This window comes from Sulfurimicrobium lacus (genome assembly GCF_011764585.1).
Lineage (GTDB): Bacteria > Pseudomonadota > Gammaproteobacteria > Burkholderiales > Sulfuricellaceae > Sulfurimicrobium > Sulfurimicrobium lacus.
The window spans coordinates 2,613,665-2,632,500 of sequence record NZ_AP022853.1 but is presented as its reverse complement, the minus strand read 5'-3'; the positions used below and the strand labels follow the sequence as shown (position 1 = coordinate 2,632,500).

The following is an 18,836-nucleotide window of genomic DNA, read 5'->3' as shown; positions in this document are numbered from 1 at the left end:
CCCCGGGAGGGGAGTGAAATAGATCCTGAAACCGCATGCATACAAACAGTGGGAGCGGACTTGTTCCGTGACTGCGTACCTTTTGTATAATGGGTCAGCGACTTACATTCAGTAGCGAGCTTAACCGATAGGGGAGGCGCAGCGAAAGCGAGTCTGATAAGGGCGATTAGTTGCTGGGTGTAGACCCGAAACCGGATGATCTATCCATGGCCAGGATGAAGGTGCGGTAACACGCACTGGAGGTCCGAACCCACTAACGTTGAAAAGTTAGGGGATGAGCTGTGGATAGGGGTGAAAGGCTAAACAAATCCGGAAATAGCTGGTTCTCTCCGAAAACTATTTAGGTAGTGCGTCACATATAACCCTCGGGGGTAAAGCACTGTTATGGCTAGGGGCCTATTGCTGGTTACCAACCCATGGCAAACTCAGAATACCGAGGAGTTCGAGTGTGGCAGACAGACAGCGGGTGCTAACGTCCGTTGTCAAGAGGGAAACAACCCAGACCGCCGTCTAAGGTCCCCAAATATAGTTAAGTGGAAAACGAGGTGGGAAGGCATAGACAGCCAGGATGTTGGCTTAGAAGCAGCCATCATTTAAAGAAAGCGTAATAGCTCACTGGTCGAGTCGTCCTGCGCGGAAGATGTAACGGGGCTCAAACTATATACCGAAGACGCGGATATGTGCTTGCACATATGGTAGGAGAGCGTTCTGTAGGCCTGCGAAGGTGTCTCGTGAGGGATGCTGGAGGTATCAGAAGTGCGAATGCTGACATGAGTAGCGATAAAGGGAGTGAAAAGCTCCCTCGCCGAAAGCCCAAGGTTTCCTGCGCAACGTTCATCGGCGCAGGGTGAGTCGGCCCCTAAGGTGAGGCAGAAATGCGTAGCTGATGGGAAATCGGTTAATATTCCGATACCTTTATACAATGCGATGGGGGGACGGAGAAGGTTAGGTTGGCCGGGTGTTGGATGTCCCGGTTTAAGCGTGTAGGCTGGTCCTTTAGGCAAATCCGGAGGGCTAAGGCCGAGGCGTGATGACGAGCACTCTTAGAGTGCGAAGTAACTGATACCATGCTTCCAAGAAAAGCCTCTAAGCTTCAGTTGTATGAAGACCGTACCGCAAACCGACACAGGTGGGCAGGATGAGAATTCTAAGGCGCTTGAGAGAACTCGGGTGAAGGAACTCGGCAAATTTGCACCGTAACTTCGGGAGAAGGTGCGCCCCGGTAGGTTGTAGAGATTTACTCTCGAAGGCCGATGGGGTTGCAGTGAAATGGTGGCTGCGACTGTTTAATAAAAACACAGCACTCTGCAAACACGAAAGTGGACGTATAGGGTGTGACGCCTGCCCGGTGCTGGAAGGTTAAGTGATGGGGTGCAAGCTCTTGATCGAAGCCCCAGTAAACGGCGGCCGTAACTATAACGGTCCTAAGGTAGCGAAATTCCTTGTCGGGTAAGTTCCGACCCGCACGAATGGCGTAACGATGGCCACACTGTCTCCACCCGAGACTCAGCGAAGTTGAAATGTTTGTGAAGATGCAATCTACCCGCGGCTAGACGGAAAGACCCCGTGCACCTTTACTGTAGCTTTACATTGGACTTTGAATACATCTGTGTAGGATAGGTGGGAGGCTTTGAAGTGGGAACGCTAGTTCTCATGGAGCCGACGTTGAAATACCACCCTGATGTGTTTGAGGTTCTAACCTAGGTCCATTATCTGGATCGGGGACCGTGTATGGTAGGCAGTTTGACTGGGGCGGTCTCCTCCCAAAGAGTAACGGAGGAGTGCGAAGGTACGCTAGGTACGGTCGGACATCGTACTGATAGTGCAATGGCATAAGCGTGCTTGACTGCGAGACGGACAGGTCGAGCAGGTGCGAAAGCAGGTCATAGTGATCCGGTGGTTCTGTATGGAAGGGCCATCGCTCAACGGATAAAAGGTACGCCGGGGATAACAGGCTGATTCCGCCCAAGAGTTCATATCGACGGCGGAGTTTGGCACCTCGATGTCGGCTCATCACATCCTGGGGCTGTAGCCGGTCCCAAGGGTATGGCTGTTCGCCATTTAAAGTGGTACGTGAGCTGGGTTTAAAACGTCGTGAGACAGTTTGGTCCCTATCTGCCGTGGGCGTTGGAAGTTTGAGGGGGGCTGCTCCTAGTACGAGAGGACCGGAGTGGACGCACCTCTGGTGTACCGGTTGTGACGCCAGTCGCATCGCCGGGTAGCTATGTGCGGAGGAGATAAACGCTGAAAGCATCTAAGCGTGAAACTTGCCTCGAGATGAGACTTCCCGGGAACTAGATTCCCCTAAAGGGTCGTTCAAGACCAGGACGTTGATAGGTCGGGTGTGGAAGCGCAGTAATGCGTTAAGCTAACCGATACTAATTGCCCGTGAGACTTGATCCTATAACCTTAAGCGGCTTCTATAAGCCAGTACAATCATTACCCATTACTTCTTCCGTTTTAATACTGACAGCTGATCGCAATACCAGTCAGCTGTGAGTGACAAGTTATGCTTGGCGGCAATAGCAAGGTGGAACCACCCCTTCCCATCCCGAACAGGACCGTGAAACGCCTCCGCGCCGATGATAGTGTGCATTACGCATGTGAAAGTAGGTCACCGCCAAGCTCCCTATAAAGAACCCTCTGCTACAAAATGGCAGAGGGTTTTTTTTTGAGTTGGCAGATGCTGTTGTTTTTTTGCTATAATGCCGACGAAAGATGGGCCGCAGGGGCCCATTTTTTATTTGTGGTGAGATTATGGAACTGAATTCTTTGCTTGAGTCCACTTTGCAGGGGCTTGGTTATGAGTTGGTTGACTTGGAATTGAGTAATCACGGCAAATTGCTGCGGGTGTTCATTGACAAGCCGGATGGTATTAACGTTGAAGATTGCGTTTTGGTTAGCAACCACATTTCACGTCTTTTGGCTGTCGAAATGGATTTCGAGTATGACCGGTTGGAAGTGTCTTCACCAGGCCTTGATCGGCCGGTAAAGAAGGAAGCCGATTTTGTACGCTTTTGTGGCGAAAAGGCACAGGTCAAGTTAAGAGTTCCTTTGCTGGGGCGTAAAAAGTTTGTTGGCACCCTTGTGGGGGTGCAGGATGGTTATTTGCAGCTGGAGGTTGAGGGCGCTGTGATCGCTCTCGACCTTGCCAATATTGACAAGGCAAGATTGGTGCCACAGTTTTAACCAGTTTTGCCTGACGAAAAAGTTGAGCAATATCTGACCGAATGATGAATCGGAGGGGTGTATGAGTCGTGAAGTATTGTTAGTTGTGGATGCTCTTGCGCGTGAGAAGAACGTGGATAAAGAGATTGTCTTCGGCGCACTTGAACTTGCTTTGGCGTCTGCTACGAAAAAGCGTTTTCACGAGGATGTGGACGTCAGGGTGTCAATTGACCGCCTTACTGGAGAATACGATTCTTTTCGGCGCTGGCAAGTTGTGGCAGATGATGCGCTTGAGTTTTCTGAGCGTCAGTTGACGCTGGATCAAGCGTTACAGCAAAAGAGTGATGCCCAGATCGATGATTTTATCGAACAGCCACTTGAGGCTGTCGAATTCGGCCGGATTGGTGCGCAAGCTGCTAAACAGGTAATTTTGCAGAAGATTCGTGAGGCTGAGCGCGAGCAAATACTGAACGATTTTCTTGCTCGAAAAGAGCATCTGGTTACCGGGGTGATCAAGCGCATGGAGCGTGGCAGCGCGATCATTGAGTCGGGGCGGCTTGAGGCTTTATTGCCACGCGAACAGATGATTCCGAAGGAAAATCTTCGGGTTGGTGATCGTGTTCGTGCATATTTGTTACGCATTGATCGTGGTGGACGTGGTCCACAGTTGATTTTGTCACGAGTCGTGCCAGAATTTATAATTAAGTTATTTGAATTGGAAGTGCCGGAGATTGAAGAAGGCCTTCTGGAAATACGCGCTGCGGCTCGTGATGCGGGTATGCGGGCCAAGATTGCGGTGAAATCCAATGACCAGCGTATCGATCCCATTGGTACCTGCGTCGGCATGCGCGGTTCGCGAGTGCAGGCGGTTACCGGCGAGTTGGGCGGGGAGCGTGTCGACATTATTTTATGGTCTGCGGATCCAGCTCAGTTTGTTATCGGTGCTTTAGCCCCTGCGGAAGTCAGCAGCATTGTTGTCGATGAAGACAAGCACAGTATGGATGTGGTCGTCGAGGAAGAACAGTTAGCCATGGCGATTGGCCGTAGTGGTCAAAATGTTCGGCTTGCCTCGGAATTGACCGGTTGGAACCTCAATATCATGACGGTGGAAGAGGCCGAGAAAAAGCACGAGGAAGAATATACGTCGATTCGGAAGATATTTATTGAAAAACTGGATGTGGATGAAGAACTCGCGGACATCCTGATTCAGGAAGGTTTCAGCACACTTGAAGAAGTGGCCTACGTGCCCTTGTCTGAAATGCTGGAAATTGAAGCTTTTGATGAAAATACGGTAAATGAGTTGCGCAGCCGTGCGCGCAATGCCTTGTTGACCGAGGCCATTGCCAGCGAGGAAAAAGTCGAGAACCTTGCTGAAAGCCTGCTCAAGATGGATGGTATGGATAATGACACTGCTGGGATTCTGGCGAGTAAAGGTGTTATTACGATGGACGATCTTGCAGACCTGGCTGTAGATGATTTGGTCGAAATGACCGGTATGGATGAAGAGCGCGCCAAACAGTTGATAATGACCGCTCGCGCACCGTGGTTTGCTTAAAGAATTGGACAGGAGGCCGGAATGGCACATATGAACGTTACGCAGTTCGCTACAGAACTGGGATTGCCTGCAGCCCTGCTGCTTGAGCAATTACGTGCGGCCGGAGTGAACAAAAGCCAGAACGATGATTCGCTAACCGAACAGGACAAGGCGCAATTACTTGATTATTTGCGTCGTTCCCACGGCGCGTCGGACGTTAAAAGCAAAATTACTTTGACAAGACGTGAAACGACGGAAATCAAGAAGGCCGACAGTACCGGTAAAGCGCGGACGATTCAGGTCGAGGTCAAGAAAAAACGGGTTTTTGTTAAGCGCGATGTCTCTGAAGAGTTGGCCGTGACTGTGGACGCTGCCGAACCCGTTGTTGAGGAAGTGGAGGTAAAGCAAGAGTCTCTGCAGGTTGAACCAGTGCACGCAGTTGCTGAAGAAGTTGTATCCCCCCCTCCCGCAGAAGAACCCGTGGTCGAACTGGTGGCTGAACCCGCACCGGTCGCACCAGAACCTGAGCCTGTGCAAGAGGCCAAGCCGGCTGTAACGGTTCAGCCTACTCGCCAGCTTCATGCGCCGATACTGGATGCGGCACAAATTGCCAAACGCGAAGAAGAGGCACGTCGACAGGCAGCCCTTTTTGCAAGACAAAGCGCTGAGCTGCGTGAAAAACAGGATCGCGAACAGAAACGCCAGGCTGATGAAGCCGCTGCAAAGGCTGCGGCCGCAGCTAAGTTGCTTGAATTGGCAACTCCGGCTGTATCCGTGGCTCCACCGACTGAAGGCACACTGCACAAGCCAGCAGTTACACCGGAACAGAAAGCTGCCAAGGCTGAGAAAAAGGGTGCGAAAAAGACCAAGGAAAGTACGTGGTCTGATGATAGCAACAAAAAGCGCGGCCTTCGCGTGCGCGGTGACATGGGCGCACCAGGAAGCTGGCGTGGGCGCAAGGATAAGGCTCATCGACAACAATCCGATGCTCCGCATGCCTTTGAGATGCCTACTGAACCGATCGTACATGAGGTTTTGGTGCCCGAAACCATTACTGTCGCGGCACTGGCCCAGAAAATGGCGGTGAAGGCGGCAGAAGTGATCAAGGTCATGATGAAAATGGGCTCGATGGTCACCATTAATCAGGTTATCGATCAGGAAACTGCGATGATCGTGGTTGAAGAAATGGGCCATGTGGCGAAGCCGGCCGCGCTGGATAACCCGGAAGCTTTCCTTGACGATACGATGGAGCATCACGAGGCGGCGCTTGAGCCTCGTGCGCCAGTCGTAACGGTGATGGGTCACGTTGACCACGGAAAGACTTCTTTGCTGGACTATATCCGTCGCACCCGTGTCGCACATGGTGAGGCCGGTGGCATTACTCAGCACATCGGCGCTTATCACGTCGAAACGCCGCGTGGAATGGTTACTTTTCTTGACACGCCGGGGCACGAAGCGTTTACCGCGATGCGCGCACGTGGCGCGAAAGCGACCGACGTGGTTATTCTGGTTGTCGCTGCCGACGACGGCGTCATGCCTCAGACAATCGAAGCTGTTCACCATGCGAAGGCCGCCGGTGTGCCGATCGTGGTAGCAGTCAACAAGATCGACAAAGCCGATGCGAATCCGGAGCGTGTCAAACAGGAACTGGTTGCGCAAGGGGTAGTTCCCGAGGATTGGGGTGGCGACGCCATGTTTGTGGAGGTTTCCGCCAAGACCGGCCAGGGAATCGACGAATTACTGGAAGGTGTCGCGCTACAGTCGGAAATTCTTGAACTCAAGGCACCGCGTGAAGCGCCTGCCAAGGGGCTGGTGATCGAGGCGCGTCTCGACAAGGGGCGTGGTCCGGTGGCTACTGTGCTGGTGTTGGCTGGTACGCTGAAATTGGGTGATATGTTGCTGGCCGGTGCAGTATTCGGGCGCGTGCGCGCCATGCTCGACGAAAACGGTGCCGCGGTGAAGGAAGCCGGCCCGTCAATCCCGGTTGAGATCCAGGGTCTTTCCGAAGTGCCGATGGCTGGTGAAGAAGTTATTGTTATCTCTGATGAACGCAAGGCGCGTGAAATTGCGCTGTTCCGCCAAGGCAAATTCCGCGCAGTCAAACTGGCAAAGCAGCAGGCTGCGAAGCTGGAGAACATGTTCGACCAGATCGCGGAGGGCGAGGTCAAATCGCTGCCGCTGATTATCAAGGCCGACGTTCAGGGCTCCTACGAAGCGTTGATTCATTCGCTGCAAAAGCTTTCCACGGACGAGGTCAAAGTCACGATTGTGCATAGTGGTGTAGGTGCGATTACCGAGTCTGACATCAATCTGGCGATTGCCTCCAAAGCTATCGTGATCGGTTTCAACAGCAGGGCTGATGCGACGGCGCGCAAGTTGATACAGTCTTCCGGCGTCGACGTTCATTATTACAACATTATTTATGAAGCGGTGGACGAGGTTAAGGCCGCACTGTCCGGGATGCTGTCGCCGGAGCGCAAAGAGAGCGTCACTGGCTTGGTTGAAGTGCGTAACGTGTTCCGCATTACCAAGGTCGGTACGGTAGCGGGTTGCTACGTGCTGGATGGCGTGGTCAAGCGTGGCTCTTCGGTACGTTTATTGCGCAGCAACGTAGTGATTCACACCGGCGAACTGGATTCGCTCAAGCGCTTCAAGGATGACGTCAAAGAAGTCAGGTCCGGCTTTGAATGCGGTCTTTCGTTGAAGAACTTCAACGATGTCGAGGTCGGTGACCAGCTTGAAGTATTCGAAATGGTGGAAGTGGCCAGAAGCCTCTAAAGCTTTTAAATATTATGCCAAAAGACCATTCACGTCCGCGCCGCGTTGCCGAGCAAATCCAGCGCGAGTTGGCCGAGTTGCTTCAACTGGAGCTGAAAGACCCGCGCGTGGGCATGGTGACGTTGACTGATGTTGAAGTCACGCCTGACTATGCTCATGCCAAGGTCTACTTTACGCTGTTGAACCAAGGACACTCGCTCGAAGAAACCTTGGTCGGTTTGAATCGCGCTGCGGGTTTTCTGCGCAGTCAGCTAGCGCATCGCATGCGCCTGCGCATTGTGCCTCAGTTGCACTTTGTGTTCGACAGCTCAGTGGAGCGTGGCGTGCAGCTTTCGCACCTGATTGAGGAAGCAGTCTCCCAGGAGAGTGACAAGCAGGACCAGGAAGAAGACTGATCGTGCTGCAGTTCAAGCGTATTAAACGCCCGATCAGTGGTGTCTTGCTTCTCGATAAGGCGCACGGCATCTCGTCCAATACTGCGTTGCAGCAGGTTAAACGGCTGTTTCAGGCGGAGAAGGCAGGCCACACCGGAAATCTCGACCCCCTTGCCACTGGGCTGTTGCCTCTCTGCTTTGGAGAAGCGACAAAGTTTTCGCAGTACTTGCTGGACGCGGACAAGGTCTACCAGGCAGTCATCAAACTCGGCGCCACCACAACCACAGGCGACGTCGAAGGCGAAATCATCAGCCAGTGTCCAGTGAGTGTAAGCCAGATGCAGGTGGAGCAGGTTTTACGCAACTTCACCGGCCCCATGCAACAAATCCCGCCCATGTATTCGGCCCTGAAACACCAGGGAAAAGCGTTGTATACCTATGCGCGCGCGGGCATCGATATTGAACGTAAGGCGCGCGATATAACAATCTACCGTCTTGACCTGGATGAATTTTGTGGCGATGAATTAAGTGTTACGGTGAGCTGCAGCAAGGGGACATATATCCGGGTGCTGGCCGAGGACATCGGTGCGGAACTCGGTTGCGGTGCTCACCTTAAGGCGCTAAGGCGAATCTCCACCGGCGGCTTTGACCTCGCTCATGCGCTGACGCTATCGCAACTGGAACAGATGCAGCCCGAACAACGCGATGCCTGCTTGCTACCCGCGGATTGCTTGGTTGAAGGTTTGCCCAAGGTGTTCCTCGATCGTGAGAGTGCGTTCTACGTGCAGCAGGGACAAGAGGTGTGGCAACCAAAGCAGTCAAGCACAGGACTGGTAAGCTTATATGGACCGGATCAGGTTTTTCTCGGGTTGGGGGAAATTACCGATGCAGGCAAGGTTGCGCCCAAGAGGCTCATTGTGACAGCAAAGAACCAAGCGACCTTGCTGTCCTGAAAAATCATGCCTGGCTTATTCGCTTTGCAGGTTCTTGATTAGCGGGTTTTCCCACAGGGCTTGGCCGCTCTGCGGTTGATTTTCGCTCTCCATATCTTCATGGAGATTGTTGAGAAACATGATCTCGGCCATGATGTCGCCAGTAAAACCATGACGGTCGCCACGGTCATCTATCAGCAAATGGGTAAGAAAAGGGGAAACGCCCTCATGACCCCACAGCAACGCGAGTTTCTCTACAATTCGCGGAAATTTCTTTTCCAGTTCGGTCATGTCGTCAGAATTGGCCATTTTTTGCCCTCCTCGAATATTTTTGTTTATTTAAGCACGTTTCCAGTGGCAAAGAAATAGATTAACCGGTTTTGATCGCTTTGCCCCATGTGCCTTCGAAGAAATGCTCGCCAATGGCTGATCTCGCCCTGCAAGCAACTTCCAGTGCCTTCAACTCTTCGTCAAGGACAGTTTCCTCGCCCTGATAACCGACGGCGATCATGGCCATACAGGAAAACTGCTCAGGAATGCCGAACGCTTTCCGTGCTTTGTCGGGATCAAACCCGCCCATTTGGTGCGCCATCAATCCCATGGCGACAGCTTGAAGACACATGTTTTCGGCTGCAGCGCCTGAGTCGTATTGTCCCCACGCATTGGGCTTGCCGTTTTTGTGGAAGACGCTATTGGCGGTAACCAATATCAGAAGCGGTGCATTCTTGACCCAATTCTGGTTCCATTCCCCCAGACAGTCGAACGCCTTGTTCCATGCCGCAGCATCCGTATCCTTATCCCAAACGATAAAGTGCCAGGGCTCATCGCCAAAGCAGGATGGCGCCCAGCGAGCCGCCTCCATTAGGGCAACGATCTGATCCCGGCTGACTGGTTTTGCTGCGTCAAATGCGCGGCAGCTCCAACGCTTGGTGATGATTTCATGAACAGGGACGGCAGTTATTGCGGGTTTGTGCTGCATGGTTTTTCCTTGTAAAAAATCGCCAACTGAAGCGGTTGGGCGGATTATAGCTGCGGGCTATGGCAGATCAAATAGTAGTGCCTCGGAGCCGGCTTCGGTGCTGAGGATGTTGATATTTTCATCCAATATTTTCGCGCCATCTCCGGCTTCGAGTTCAAGGCCGTTCAACTTCAGTTTGCCACGGGCGAGGTGAAGATAGGCGCGGCGACCTGCCGGCAATGAATATGCCACTTCCCCATGTTCTTGAAGATGCGTGGCGTAGAGGCGCACGTCTTGATGAATGATCACCGAGCCATCCTGACCATCAGGAGAGGCCAGCAAATTCAGCTGCGCGTTGTTGCCTGCGACAGGCAATGATTTTTGCTCGTAGCTGGGGGTGATGCCGTTTTCTTTCGGTTCGATCCAGATTTGCAGCAGATGCGCTTCTTCGCTTTCGGATGCGTTGAATTCGCTGTGGCTGATGCCACTTCCTGCACTCATGCGCTGGATTTCACCGGGCCGAATGACCGACCCATTACCCATGCTGTCCTTGTGTGCCAGGGAGCCTTGCAGGAGATAGGTGATGATTTCCATATCGCGATGGCTATGAGTAGGGAAACCGGCCCCAGGGGCGATGCGGTCATCGTTGATAACCCGCAGAACGGAAAACCCCATGTGTTGCGGATCATAATAATCCGCGAAAGAAAAACTGTGCCAGGTATCGAGCCAGCCGTGGTTGGCGTGGCCGCGTTCGCTGGCTTTGCGTAATTGGATCATGGCTGTTTCCTCCAAATGCTGATGGAGGGAATATGGGTGCGGTGCGGCGTTCTGCAATGGCTCGAACTTTGTGTGATTTTGTCTTCTGGGGCAGAATTGACACTTAATGAAAACCGAAGTCTCACCACATCGCGGCAGGTTCGCGCCATCCCCCACGGGAGAGCTGCATTTCGGATCGCTGGTGGCGGCCGTGGGCAGCTTCCTCGATGCCAAATCACGTCATGGCGAATGGCTGGTGCGCATCGAGGACCTCGACCCGCCCAGGGTCATGGCGGGCGCAGCAGATGCTATTTTGCGCACGCTGGAAGCATTGGATCTGCATTGGGACGGCGCGGTAATGTACCAAAGTCGGCGCGGCGACGCATATCGCGAGGCGCTGGATCAACTGCAGTGCCAAGATGCGCTTTATCCATGCAACTGCTCGCGTCGTGAAATTGCTGATTCTGCGCTCGGCTCTTCTTCGAGTCTTGTCTATCCGGGCTATTGCCGCAATGGCATGCGGCCGGGAAGGACCAGGCATGCGCTTCGGGTAAGGACCGATGATGTGCTGATCCAGTTCCATGACCGTTTGCTGGGGCACCGTTCACAGCGTCTGGCAGCTGAGACGGGGGATTTCGTTTTGCGCCGTGCAGACGGTTTCTATGCGTATCAGCTGGCGGTGGTAGTCGATGATGCCGAACAGGGGATTAGCGATATTGTGCGCGGTGCGGACATTCTCGATTCGACTCCGCGCCAGATCTATTTGCAAAAGTTGTTGGGTTTGACCACGCCGTCCTACCTTCATCTGCCGGTCGCAGTAAATGTCCAGGGTGAAAAACTCAGCAAGCAGAATCTGGCTTCGGCGGTTGAAGCTGATGTCCCTTTGCCGCTATTGTTCAAGGTACTGGAGTTTCTCGGCCAGGATCCGCCCCGCGAAATGTTGCAAGGCGAGCTGACCTCGTTCTGGTCTTGGGCCATCGCGCACTGGTCGGTGGAAAAAATCCCGGCCCTGCCAACGATGATGCAAATTAACCGTCAGTGAACCGTTTTTTTTGTGTCGGCGGACTTCGCAGGCAGAGCGGAAGGGGCGAGGGGCGGAGATGGCTTGGTACCGATGGGAGGTTGAGGCTTTTTCTGCTCCTTCGTTTTTTCCTTGGCTGCGTCCGGCTTGGCGGGCGGCGGTGAAGCTTTCGTCTGAACTGGAGATTTGGTGCGCGGCGCTGTTTTGGCCACCGCACTTGCGGCCTTAAAGGCGCAGGCGAAATTGAAGACCGCTTCCCCCGGCGTGTCGGGTACCACAGCTTCGGCGGGTTCGCTAGAGCGATAGTGGATGGACTTGACCTCATTGCCGTCGCTATCGTAATAGAGTCTCAGCAACGGTTTCAGCGTACGGGCGGTGCAATTGATTTCGGTCAGGGATTTGGCAGAGGTATAGTAAAAATCACCCAGGATCGCCTGGTGCAGCCGGGAATAGGTGATTTTGTCCCAGACCTTCAGTCTCTTGTCTTTCTTTTTGTCTTTGTCCGTTGCTTCCAGTTGTGGCTGGTCGGCCTGCAAAGTCATTTGCGCGCCACCAGGCAGCGTGTGCCAGTTGGCAGCTTCGGCCCGCGGCGTTAAAAGCAGCAAGGCGGGGAGAAAAATAAATACGGGATTCATAAAGTTACGCTAGCGCGCCGAAGCAAATATTGGTGCTAATATACAAGACCCTATTGCAATTCGGAAGGCATTCGTGGTCAGGTCATCTGATCTATCTGGCATGTACGGCGTCGCGGAGTCCATCGAGGACTACCGCCGCATGGTCAATGAGTTGCGGAGCCAGCTCGTCCTGCTTCAGGCACGCGAAGACGATGCACAACAGCAAATCGCCGAACTGGACCACACCATCGATCAGTTGGTGGACATCGTGGTGCAGCGCGAAGCTGCCTGCTATGCCCTTAAAACGCTGGTGGAAACGATGGTCAAGGAGGTCGAGACCTGTCCGCAGCAAATCCATCATGACTTTGCTGATCCCAACCTGAGATCGACCACGTACCAGAATCGCTACAACGAAGAAGTAAAGCGCTTGAAGGCAAAGTACGGGAAATAGCGTGCTTCTAGTGGCTTTGTTGCGGTTTCAGAAAGGTCACCACGTTTGAGCCGGGGGCATTCTTTGTTCCGCAACTTGCGCCTTCGCCCAGCAATTCCATTTCGGCTTCGTGCAGCTGATTGATGACTTCGACATAGAACTTTTCTTTCACCATCATCAGCGCCGTACGACCGCCTTCATTTTTTGCCAATACATCGGCACCTGCCTTGAGTAATACGTCCACCACGCCGGCTTCGCCACGGCCCGCCGCCAGCATCAGGGCACGGGTTCCATAGACGATTTGTGCTTCCATCTCCGCACCGGCATCGATCAAACGCTGGACAACTTCCGGGAAACCGCGGTCCAGGTCATCGTTGAAGCAGGCCTTCATCAGTGCCGTCCAGCCCAGTTCATCGGTGGCGTTGACGTCGGCGCCTGCGTTGATAAGCGCCTCGACCAGGGGCAGGTCGCCATTCGCCGAAGCCTGCATCAGCAGTGTGGCGCCTGCGGCATCGCGCGCATTGCAATCGGCGCCGCTTGCCAGAAGGGCCTGTGTTTTTGTGACATCGCCGGCAGCAACGGCATCCAGGATTTCAACAGCCATCAAATTCTCCAAATCAATTACGTAAGTGATGGGCGAAGTTTAGCAATAACCAACGGAAATAGTCAACTTAATGAGAGGGGTCCAAGGCACCGATTTGCAGCTTGTTTTTCTACATGTATGCCTTCGCTTCTTCCCCTGGGTTTGGCAGGCCCGCGATGCGCCAGGCCGATCTCACGCTGCTGAACAGGCTGGGGATGCAAAGATCTTCGAAATTGTTGACGTGGCAGACATGCCTGACGGCCGGCAGACCGCCATTGAGGTAGTGATCGCGCAGGAAATGGACAATCGTCCAATGCTCCTTGCTTAGTTCCTTGATGCCGTCATCCGATGCAATAAGACGCGCCGTGTCTTCATCCCACTTTGTCGGGTCGGCTAGAAATCCGTCCTGGTCGTATACTGGTTCTTCCATGGCCATATCTCCCGTCAGCGAGACCGTCGACTAGATCATATGGCTTTAACCAGGTTGTTCCTCTGCACAGTTAACCTTATTTGCCTGGCCAAAGCCGCGTATTCGATGGCAGAAAAATAGGTAGTCACGGGCATTGCATGGCTCTCATCAACGAGTAGGATTCCAGTTCCTCGATGGAAAAGGTTTTCTCCAGACTGGAACTGATCCCTCGCTCTGCCCAGCGCTTGAGCAACTTCAGGGCGATGCACAGGCGTTGAATGTTGTCTACGATATGCATTTTTAACTTCGTGGGCAGACGGTCGAAAAGTGAGGGTGACGTGTCATTCGTTTCGACCATGGAATCCAGACCATTGCAACGTCCGATACAAGTAACGTAAATGACGGGGTCAGGCCCTTCGTTGCAGCGGACCTTGATTTGATCCAGCGGTTCCGACCCGGATTGCAGCGGATTGAATACGTTCATGAGAACGATGTCCGGCCTTAACTCATTAATGAGATCCTTTGCCGGTTTGTTGCGATCCGGTGTGAAAACCTCGTAGCCTTCCATGCGCATCATCTGTTCCAGCAAACGCCGGCCAACAGGATCCTTTTCTGCTATGAGAATACGCATTTGTTTCTCCTCGAAATTGCTGCTTATATCCTGTTTCCAGGAAACGATTGACCGGGGTCAAGTATAGATTTACGCGCAGGGAAAACCATTTGGTCACTTACCTAACTGGATAGGTAATTTCACCTATTGAATCTCGGTAAAATTGTCTAGATGATGTTGCAGTGAGAAATTTGCCGCAAACTGCGGAAGGGCCGGTAATTCGACAAAATCGCGCCTTATGAAACTGAACGCAGACATCATGAAGAGGGCAGGTTTGAGATTACTCCCACAAGAGATTTCCTCCATGGCCCTGCCATCTGCGGAAAAACTCTCTCGCCCCATCAGGAAGATTGCACCCTACATTCCGCTAGTGGTCTTCGTCACGATTGCAGCACTGATTGCCGGAATAAGCTTTCAGGCTTATCGCCAGATAGAAACGCTGATCTTGCAGGCTGAACTGAAAGACCTCGGCGCAATAGCCGATTTGAAGGTCAAACAGATCAGTACCTGGAAAAAGAGGTTACTGGAAAAGGCCGATTTTTACCGCAGTGGGACGTTGCTGCAGGAAGAGTTCGACCTCTGGGTGCAGCAAGGGGCGCCATCCGACGCATCTAAGCAACGGATTCAGGCGATGCTTGACGACATTCAGCGCCTGAATGGGTACACGGAAATTTCGTTGTACGACAGGCAGGGCCTGGTCAGAATCTCAACGACCAAGAATCTGCGGCGCAACATGGAAGACGAAAAGCTGGTAATGGACGCGATGCGTAGCGTCAAGGCGGCGATGTCCGATATCCACAGAAGCGAAAGCAATGCCGACAAGATCGTGATCGACCTGGTCGCGCCAATGGTCGCCAACAGCGGAAACGGGGAGCAAGTCGTAGGTGCAGTGAAGTTTCAGATCGACCCGCGCTTGTTTCTCTACCCGCTACTGCATGAATGGCCCACGCCGAGTCCGAGCGCCGAGACATCGCTGGTGAGACGGGACGGTGACGCTGTTCTATTCCTCAATGAGGTGCGTCATTTGAAGGGCAGCGCACTTTCCTTGCGCGTTCCGCTAGCGGCGTTCACTTTACCGGCTGCGATGGCAGTGCTCGGCAAAACCAGTTCCATGGACGGGTTCGATTATCGCGGTGTCCCGGTGGTCGCAGAGATGCGCAGGGTGCCCGGAAGCGACTGGTTCATGGTGAGCAAGGTCGCAAAGGCTGAAATCTTTGCGCCCATCACCCACCTCAAAAAATGGTCATTATCTCTGGGGCTGGTATTTGCCCTGCTCGGCGGCATACTGCTATATATCTGGCTAAAGGCAAATCATGCTCGCCACAAATTCCTCGACGAGCAGCATGCCGCTGCGGTCGAGCGCGAACTGCTGCTTGAGCATTTCGCATATCTGACCAGGTACGCCAACGATGTCATTTTCGTGGCCGATGAGTCCGGCCGGATCATCGAGGCCAACGAGCGTGCCATGGAAGTTTATGGCTACACGCGCGAGGAAATCTTGCAACTGCATGTTCAGGATTTTCGCGACCCCTCCGAAGATCCTGCCATCGTCAAACGGCAGATGGAACGGATCATGGAACTGGGAGAGTTGTGTTTCGAGACCACAAGCCGGCGCAAGGATGGCACGCAGCTCATCGTGGAAGTCAGCGTCCGATGCATCGAATCTCAGGGCGTCAGATATTTGCAGGCCATCATCCGCGACATCACCACGCGCAAGCGCGCCGAGGAGGCGTTGGCGCAGCAGAAGGACTTCATGCGCCAGGTGATTGACACCGATCCGAGCCTGATTTTTGTCAAGGACATCGATGGCAGGTTTCTATTGGTCAACCAGGCCATGGCCGCCATATATGGAAAGTCCCCGGAAGAGCTGGTGGGCCGCAAAGGGGAGGACTTCATCCCGGACAAGGAGGAATCACAGATTTACTTGCAGGCGGACCGCGAGGTGATCGTGAAGCGGCGCAAGGTCATATCGGTCAGCCCAACCTCCCTGAGCGGATACGAGCGCTGGTTCCAGACGGTCAAGACGCCGATGGTGCTGTCGGATGGCACGGTGAACCTGCTGGGGATCGCGTCGGATATCACCGAGCGAATGAAGGCAGAGGAGCGACTGCGCCAGTCGGTGGAGGAGATCGAGGACCTTTACAACAATGCCCCGTGCGGCTATCACTCGCTGGACAAGGACGGCGTGTTCCTTCGCGTCAACAATACCGAACTCCAGTGGCTGGGCTATGCGCGCGAAGAGTTGATCGGAAAAATGCGTATTTTTGATTTGTATACGCCGCAAAGCAGATTGCTTTTCCAGCAGACTTTTCCTCGTTTCAAGGAAACAGGGGCGGTCCACGACCTGGAAATCGAAATGGTGCGCAAGGATGGCACCTTGATAACAATGCTGTTGAGCGCAACTGCCATTTATGATGCGCAGAGCCAGTATTTGATGAGCCGTTCGACCATTCACGACATCACCGTTCGCAAATTCGCCGAAGAGGAATTGCGCCTTCATAGCGCAATCGTTTCCCACATGGAGGAGGGCGTTTTCCTCACCAGCGTGCGCGATGGGGTGATCGTGTATGCCAATCCGAAATTCGAAAAGATGTTTGGCTACGAGCCAGGTGCGTTGATCGGGAAACATGTCAGCAGCGTCAACGCCCCCACTTATCGGGATCCTGAAATAACGGCAAAAATGATAAACGAAGTCCTGATCAGAAAAGGTAGCTGGGACGGCGAAGTGCTTAACGTGAAGCAGGACGGCACGCCTTTCTGGTGCCATGCCAGCGTTTCGACCTTCGAACACCATCACTATGGAACGGTATGGGTGGCCATCCATCAGGACATCACGGAACGCAAACTCGCCGAGAACCGCTTGAGCGAAAGCGAGGAGCGCTTCAGGTCCATGGCTGACAAGGCGCCGGTCATGATCTGGATGGCGGAGGCCCATGGTACTCAACAGGACCGGCACTGCCATGACTGCCGCGACTATTTCACCCAGGGATGGCATGAGTGCAGCTTGCCGACGCTTGAGCCGTTGCCGCAAGAAAACCATGACTGCCGCTCTTTCTTCAACCAGAGATGGCATGAGTTCACAGGCCTGTCATCAAGCGATCGGTTACAGAATTACAACTGGCAGTACAGCGTTCATTATGACGACAGGGCTTCCTGTCTCGATTCGTGTGAAGCCGCTTTCCTCAGCGCGCGACCATTCAAGATCGAATACCGTTTGCGGCGTCATGACGGCGTTTTCCGCTGGGTGCAGGATACCGGGGTGCCGCGCTTTAGCGAGGACGGGAATTTGCTCGGATTCATCGGTACCTGCGTCGACATCACCGAACAGAAAATGTTCGAGGAAATGCGCACCGAGATCGAACACATCGGGCGCCTCAACATTGCCGGTGAAATGGCGTCCGGGCTGGCGCACGAATTGAGCCAGCCGCTTGCCGCCGCCGGCATATACCTGGATGGATGCCTGAACCGCATGGCGGAAGACGACTGGGACCGGGAGAAACTCCAGAAAGCAGTCAGGCAAGCCCATGTCCAGACGCAGCGGGCCGGCAACATCATCAGCCATCTCAAGGAAATGATGCGCAAGCAGGGGCGCAAGTGTGAAATGATGGACATCAATTCCGTCATCAAGGATAGCGTCAATTTCCTTGAACAGGATCTGAATAGATATTCCATCGCAGTCATTCATGATTTTTGCGATTTGCCCCTGACCAGCGTGAACAGGATTGAAATCGAGCAGATATTGCTCAACCTTATGAAAAATGCCATCGACTCGATGTCGTCCCAGGCGCGGCGCGAGATGCGCCTTGCCACACGCCTTATCAACAGCGGAACGATCATGACCACGGTAAGCGATACGGGGAAGGGCATACCTCCGGATGAACTGGACAATGTATTCAACCCGTTCCAGACTACGAAACAAAACGGACTCGGCTTGGGGCTGGGTATATGCCGTTCTCTGATCGAGAATTACGGCGGAAAAATATGGGCTGAACAGCGGAGTGATTGCGGCATGGAATTCAATTTTACACTTCCGGTCGAGGTGATGTATGAATGAGATTGCCGTCCAACCCACCATATTCGTCGTGGACGACGACGAAGCCATGCGCGAATCCATTCACTGGCTGCTCGAATCGGTCAGCCTGTCCGCCCGTATGTTCAGTTCCGCGAACGATTTCCTGAACGCCGGCGATCTGCACCAGCATGGCTGCATTTTGCTGGATGTGCGCATGCCGGGCATGAGCGGCATGGAACTCCTGGAACAACTGAAAGACCACGGCATCGTGCAGCCGGTGATCATCATCACCGGGCACGGCGATGTGCCGATGGCAGTCCGGGCGCTCAAGCATGGCGCCTTCGATTTCATCCAGAAACCCTTCAACGGCCAGGAACTGCTGGACCGGGTGAATGCTGCGCTCAAGCTGGACCGCGAAAATCATCAGCAAAATAAAAAGATCGAAGGTCTGCGCAGCCATTTTGACGTCTTGACAGCGCGCGAACGGGAAATCATGGAACTCGTCGTGACAGGGGACTCGAGCAAGGTAATCGGGAAAAAACTCGGCATCAGTTCGAGGACCGTGGACATCCACCGTTCCAATATCATGAAGAAGCTCAATATCCGGTCCATTGCCGAACTTGTCCAATGCCGCCTTGCGCTGGATCTGGAATAGCG

General features: G+C 53.6%; 16 protein-coding genes and 2 rRNA genes (1 of these 18 cut by a window edge). 11 read left to right on the top strand and 7 right to left on the bottom strand.

Annotated features, from left to right (window positions below; all coding sequences use genetic code 11):
* The 7 genes from SKTS_RS12855 to truB all read left to right on the top strand — a co-directional run.
* Positions 1-2,403: ribosomal RNA gene (locus tag SKTS_RS12855) — 23S ribosomal RNA — on the top strand; it begins 480 nt to the left of the window's first position.
* Between the two features lie 109 nt (positions 2,404-2,512).
* A 5S ribosomal RNA gene (gene rrf, locus SKTS_RS12850) occupies positions 2,513-2,626 on the top strand.
* Between the two features lie 131 nt (positions 2,627-2,757).
* Positions 2,758-3,189, top strand: a complete 432-nt coding sequence (gene rimP / locus SKTS_RS12845; RefSeq protein WP_173065642.1) for a ribosome maturation factor RimP — start codon at positions 2,758-2,760, stop codon at positions 3,187-3,189.
* Positions 3,190-3,250: 61 nt separating this feature from the next.
* Positions 3,251-4,723, top strand: coding sequence for a transcription termination factor NusA (gene nusA, locus SKTS_RS12840; protein WP_173065639.1), 1,473 nt, complete (start codon positions 3,251-3,253; stop codon positions 4,721-4,723).
* A 21-nt stretch (positions 4,724-4,744) separates the two neighbouring features.
* Positions 4,745-7,480: a translation initiation factor IF-2 gene (gene infB, locus SKTS_RS12835; RefSeq protein WP_173065636.1), complete on the top strand. Its 2,736-nt coding sequence runs from the start codon at positions 4,745-4,747 to the stop codon at positions 7,478-7,480.
* 14 nt (positions 7,481-7,494) lie between these two features.
* A complete protein-coding gene (gene rbfA / locus SKTS_RS12830; RefSeq protein WP_173065633.1) occupies positions 7,495-7,875 on the top strand; it encodes a 30S ribosome-binding factor RbfA in 381 nt (126 codons plus the stop codon).
* 5 nt (positions 7,876-7,880) lie between these two features.
* Positions 7,881-8,807 carry a tRNA pseudouridine(55) synthase TruB gene (gene truB, locus SKTS_RS12825; protein WP_173069236.1) on the top strand — a complete coding sequence of 309 codons (927 nt, stop codon included), beginning with the start codon at positions 7,881-7,883 and terminating at the stop codon, positions 8,805-8,807.
* A gap of 15 nt (positions 8,808-8,822) precedes the next feature.
* Here the strand turns inward: truB and SKTS_RS12820 are convergent, their stop codons facing one another.
* The 3 genes from SKTS_RS12820 to SKTS_RS12810 all read right to left on the bottom strand — a co-directional run bounded on the left by SKTS_RS12820 (position 8,823) and on the right by SKTS_RS12810 (position 10,521).
* Positions 8,823-9,077 carry a hypothetical protein gene (locus SKTS_RS12820; RefSeq protein ID WP_173065630.1) on the bottom strand — a complete coding sequence of 85 codons (255 nt, stop codon included), beginning with the start codon at positions 9,075-9,077 and terminating at the stop codon, positions 8,823-8,825.
* Between the two features lie 79 nt (positions 9,078-9,156).
* Positions 9,157-9,765 carry a nitroreductase family protein gene (locus SKTS_RS12815; RefSeq protein ID WP_173065627.1) on the bottom strand — a complete coding sequence of 203 codons (609 nt, stop codon included), beginning with the start codon at positions 9,763-9,765 and terminating at the stop codon, positions 9,157-9,159.
* 57 nt (positions 9,766-9,822) lie between these two features.
* Complete coding sequence (locus SKTS_RS12810; protein ID WP_173065624.1) at positions 9,823-10,521, bottom strand: pirin family protein; 699 nt, start codon at positions 10,519-10,521, stop codon at positions 9,823-9,825.
* 106 nt (positions 10,522-10,627) lie between these two features.
* On the opposite strand from SKTS_RS12810, the gene gluQRS reads away from it, so the two are divergent.
* The gene (gene gluQRS / locus SKTS_RS12805) at positions 10,628-11,542 is read left to right on the top strand and encodes a tRNA glutamyl-Q(34) synthetase GluQRS (protein ID WP_173065621.1); all 915 of its coding nucleotides are present in this window, start codon (positions 10,628-10,630) and stop codon (positions 11,540-11,542) included.
* Here gluQRS and SKTS_RS12800 read toward each other — a convergent pair.
* Positions 11,536-12,156, bottom strand: coding sequence for a surface-adhesin E family protein (locus SKTS_RS12800; protein WP_173065618.1), 621 nt, complete (start codon positions 12,154-12,156; stop codon positions 11,536-11,538). The genes gluQRS and SKTS_RS12800 overlap by 7 nt on opposite strands.
* A 73-nt stretch (positions 12,157-12,229) precedes the next feature.
* Between SKTS_RS12800 and SKTS_RS12795 the strand changes: the two genes are divergently transcribed.
* Entirely contained in the window at positions 12,230-12,586 is a 357-nt protein-coding gene (locus SKTS_RS12795; RefSeq protein WP_173065615.1) for a hypothetical protein, read from the top strand.
* A gap of 7 nt (positions 12,587-12,593) precedes the next feature.
* On the opposite strand, the gene SKTS_RS12790 is transcribed toward SKTS_RS12795, so the two are convergent.
* The 3 genes from SKTS_RS12790 to SKTS_RS12780 all read right to left on the bottom strand — a co-directional run bounded on the left by SKTS_RS12790 (position 12,594) and on the right by SKTS_RS12780 (position 14,188).
* Complete coding sequence (locus tag SKTS_RS12790) at positions 12,594-13,169, bottom strand: ankyrin repeat domain-containing protein (RefSeq protein WP_173065612.1); 576 nt, start codon at positions 13,167-13,169, stop codon at positions 12,594-12,596.
* A gap of 109 nt (positions 13,170-13,278) precedes the next feature.
* A complete protein-coding gene (locus tag SKTS_RS12785; protein WP_244617334.1) occupies positions 13,279-13,578 on the bottom strand; it encodes a TusE/DsrC/DsvC family sulfur relay protein in 300 nt (99 codons plus the stop codon).
* Positions 13,579-13,702: 124 nt separating this feature from the next.
* Positions 13,703-14,188: a response regulator gene (locus SKTS_RS12780; RefSeq protein ID WP_173065606.1), complete on the bottom strand. Its 486-nt coding sequence runs from the start codon at positions 14,186-14,188 to the stop codon at positions 13,703-13,705.
* Positions 14,189-14,471: 283 nt separating this feature from the next.
* Here SKTS_RS12780 and SKTS_RS12775 point away from each other — a divergent pair, with 283 nt between their 5' ends.
* Positions 14,472-18,221: a PAS domain S-box protein gene (locus tag SKTS_RS12775; RefSeq protein WP_173065603.1), complete on the top strand. Its 3,750-nt coding sequence runs from the start codon at positions 14,472-14,474 to the stop codon at positions 18,219-18,221.
* Positions 18,214-18,834: a response regulator transcription factor gene (locus SKTS_RS12770; protein ID WP_173065600.1), complete on the top strand. Its 621-nt coding sequence runs from the start codon at positions 18,214-18,216 to the stop codon at positions 18,832-18,834. The genes SKTS_RS12775 and SKTS_RS12770 overlap by 8 nt, the downstream gene beginning before the upstream one ends.
* The last annotated feature ends 2 nt before the right edge of the window (positions 18,835-18,836 follow it).

Excerpts from the sequence above, each read along its gene's own strand:
- SKTS_RS12770 (WP_173065600.1), top strand. The coding sequence starts at position 18,214 with ATGAATGAGATTGCCGTCCAACCCACCATATTCGTCGTGGACGACGAC.
- SKTS_RS12810 (WP_173065624.1), bottom strand. The coding sequence starts at position 10,521 with ATGATCCAATTACGCAAAGCCAGCGAACGCGGCCACGCCAACCACGGC.
- SKTS_RS12815 (WP_173065627.1), bottom strand. The coding sequence starts at position 9,765 with ATGCAGCACAAACCCGCAATAACTGCCGTCCCTGTTCATGAAATCATC.
- gluQRS (WP_173065621.1), top strand. The coding sequence starts at position 10,628 with ATGAAAACCGAAGTCTCACCACATCGCGGCAGGTTCGCGCCATCCCCC.
- rbfA (WP_173065633.1), top strand. The coding sequence starts at position 7,495 with ATGCCAAAAGACCATTCACGTCCGCGCCGCGTTGCCGAGCAAATCCAG.
- SKTS_RS12820 (WP_173065630.1), bottom strand. The coding sequence starts at position 9,077 with ATGACCGAACTGGAAAAGAAATTTCCGCGAATTGTAGAGAAACTCGCG.
- SKTS_RS12800 (WP_173065618.1), bottom strand. The coding sequence starts at position 12,156 with ATGAATCCCGTATTTATTTTTCTCCCCGCCTTGCTGCTTTTAACGCCG.
- SKTS_RS12785 (WP_244617334.1), bottom strand. The coding sequence starts at position 13,578 with ATGGAAGAACCAGTATACGACCAGGACGGATTTCTAGCCGACCCGACA.
- infB (WP_173065636.1), top strand. The coding sequence starts at position 4,745 with ATGGCACATATGAACGTTACGCAGTTCGCTACAGAACTGGGATTGCCT.
- SKTS_RS12775 (WP_173065603.1), top strand. The coding sequence starts at position 14,472 with ATGGCCCTGCCATCTGCGGAAAAACTCTCTCGCCCCATCAGGAAGATT.
- SKTS_RS12790 (WP_173065612.1), bottom strand. The coding sequence starts at position 13,169 with ATGGCTGTTGAAATCCTGGATGCCGTTGCTGCCGGCGATGTCACAAAA.
- nusA (WP_173065639.1), top strand. The coding sequence starts at position 3,251 with ATGAGTCGTGAAGTATTGTTAGTTGTGGATGCTCTTGCGCGTGAGAAG.
- SKTS_RS12780 (WP_173065606.1), bottom strand. The coding sequence starts at position 14,188 with ATGCGTATTCTCATAGCAGAAAAGGATCCTGTTGGCCGGCGTTTGCTG.
- rimP (WP_173065642.1), top strand. The coding sequence starts at position 2,758 with ATGGAACTGAATTCTTTGCTTGAGTCCACTTTGCAGGGGCTTGGTTAT.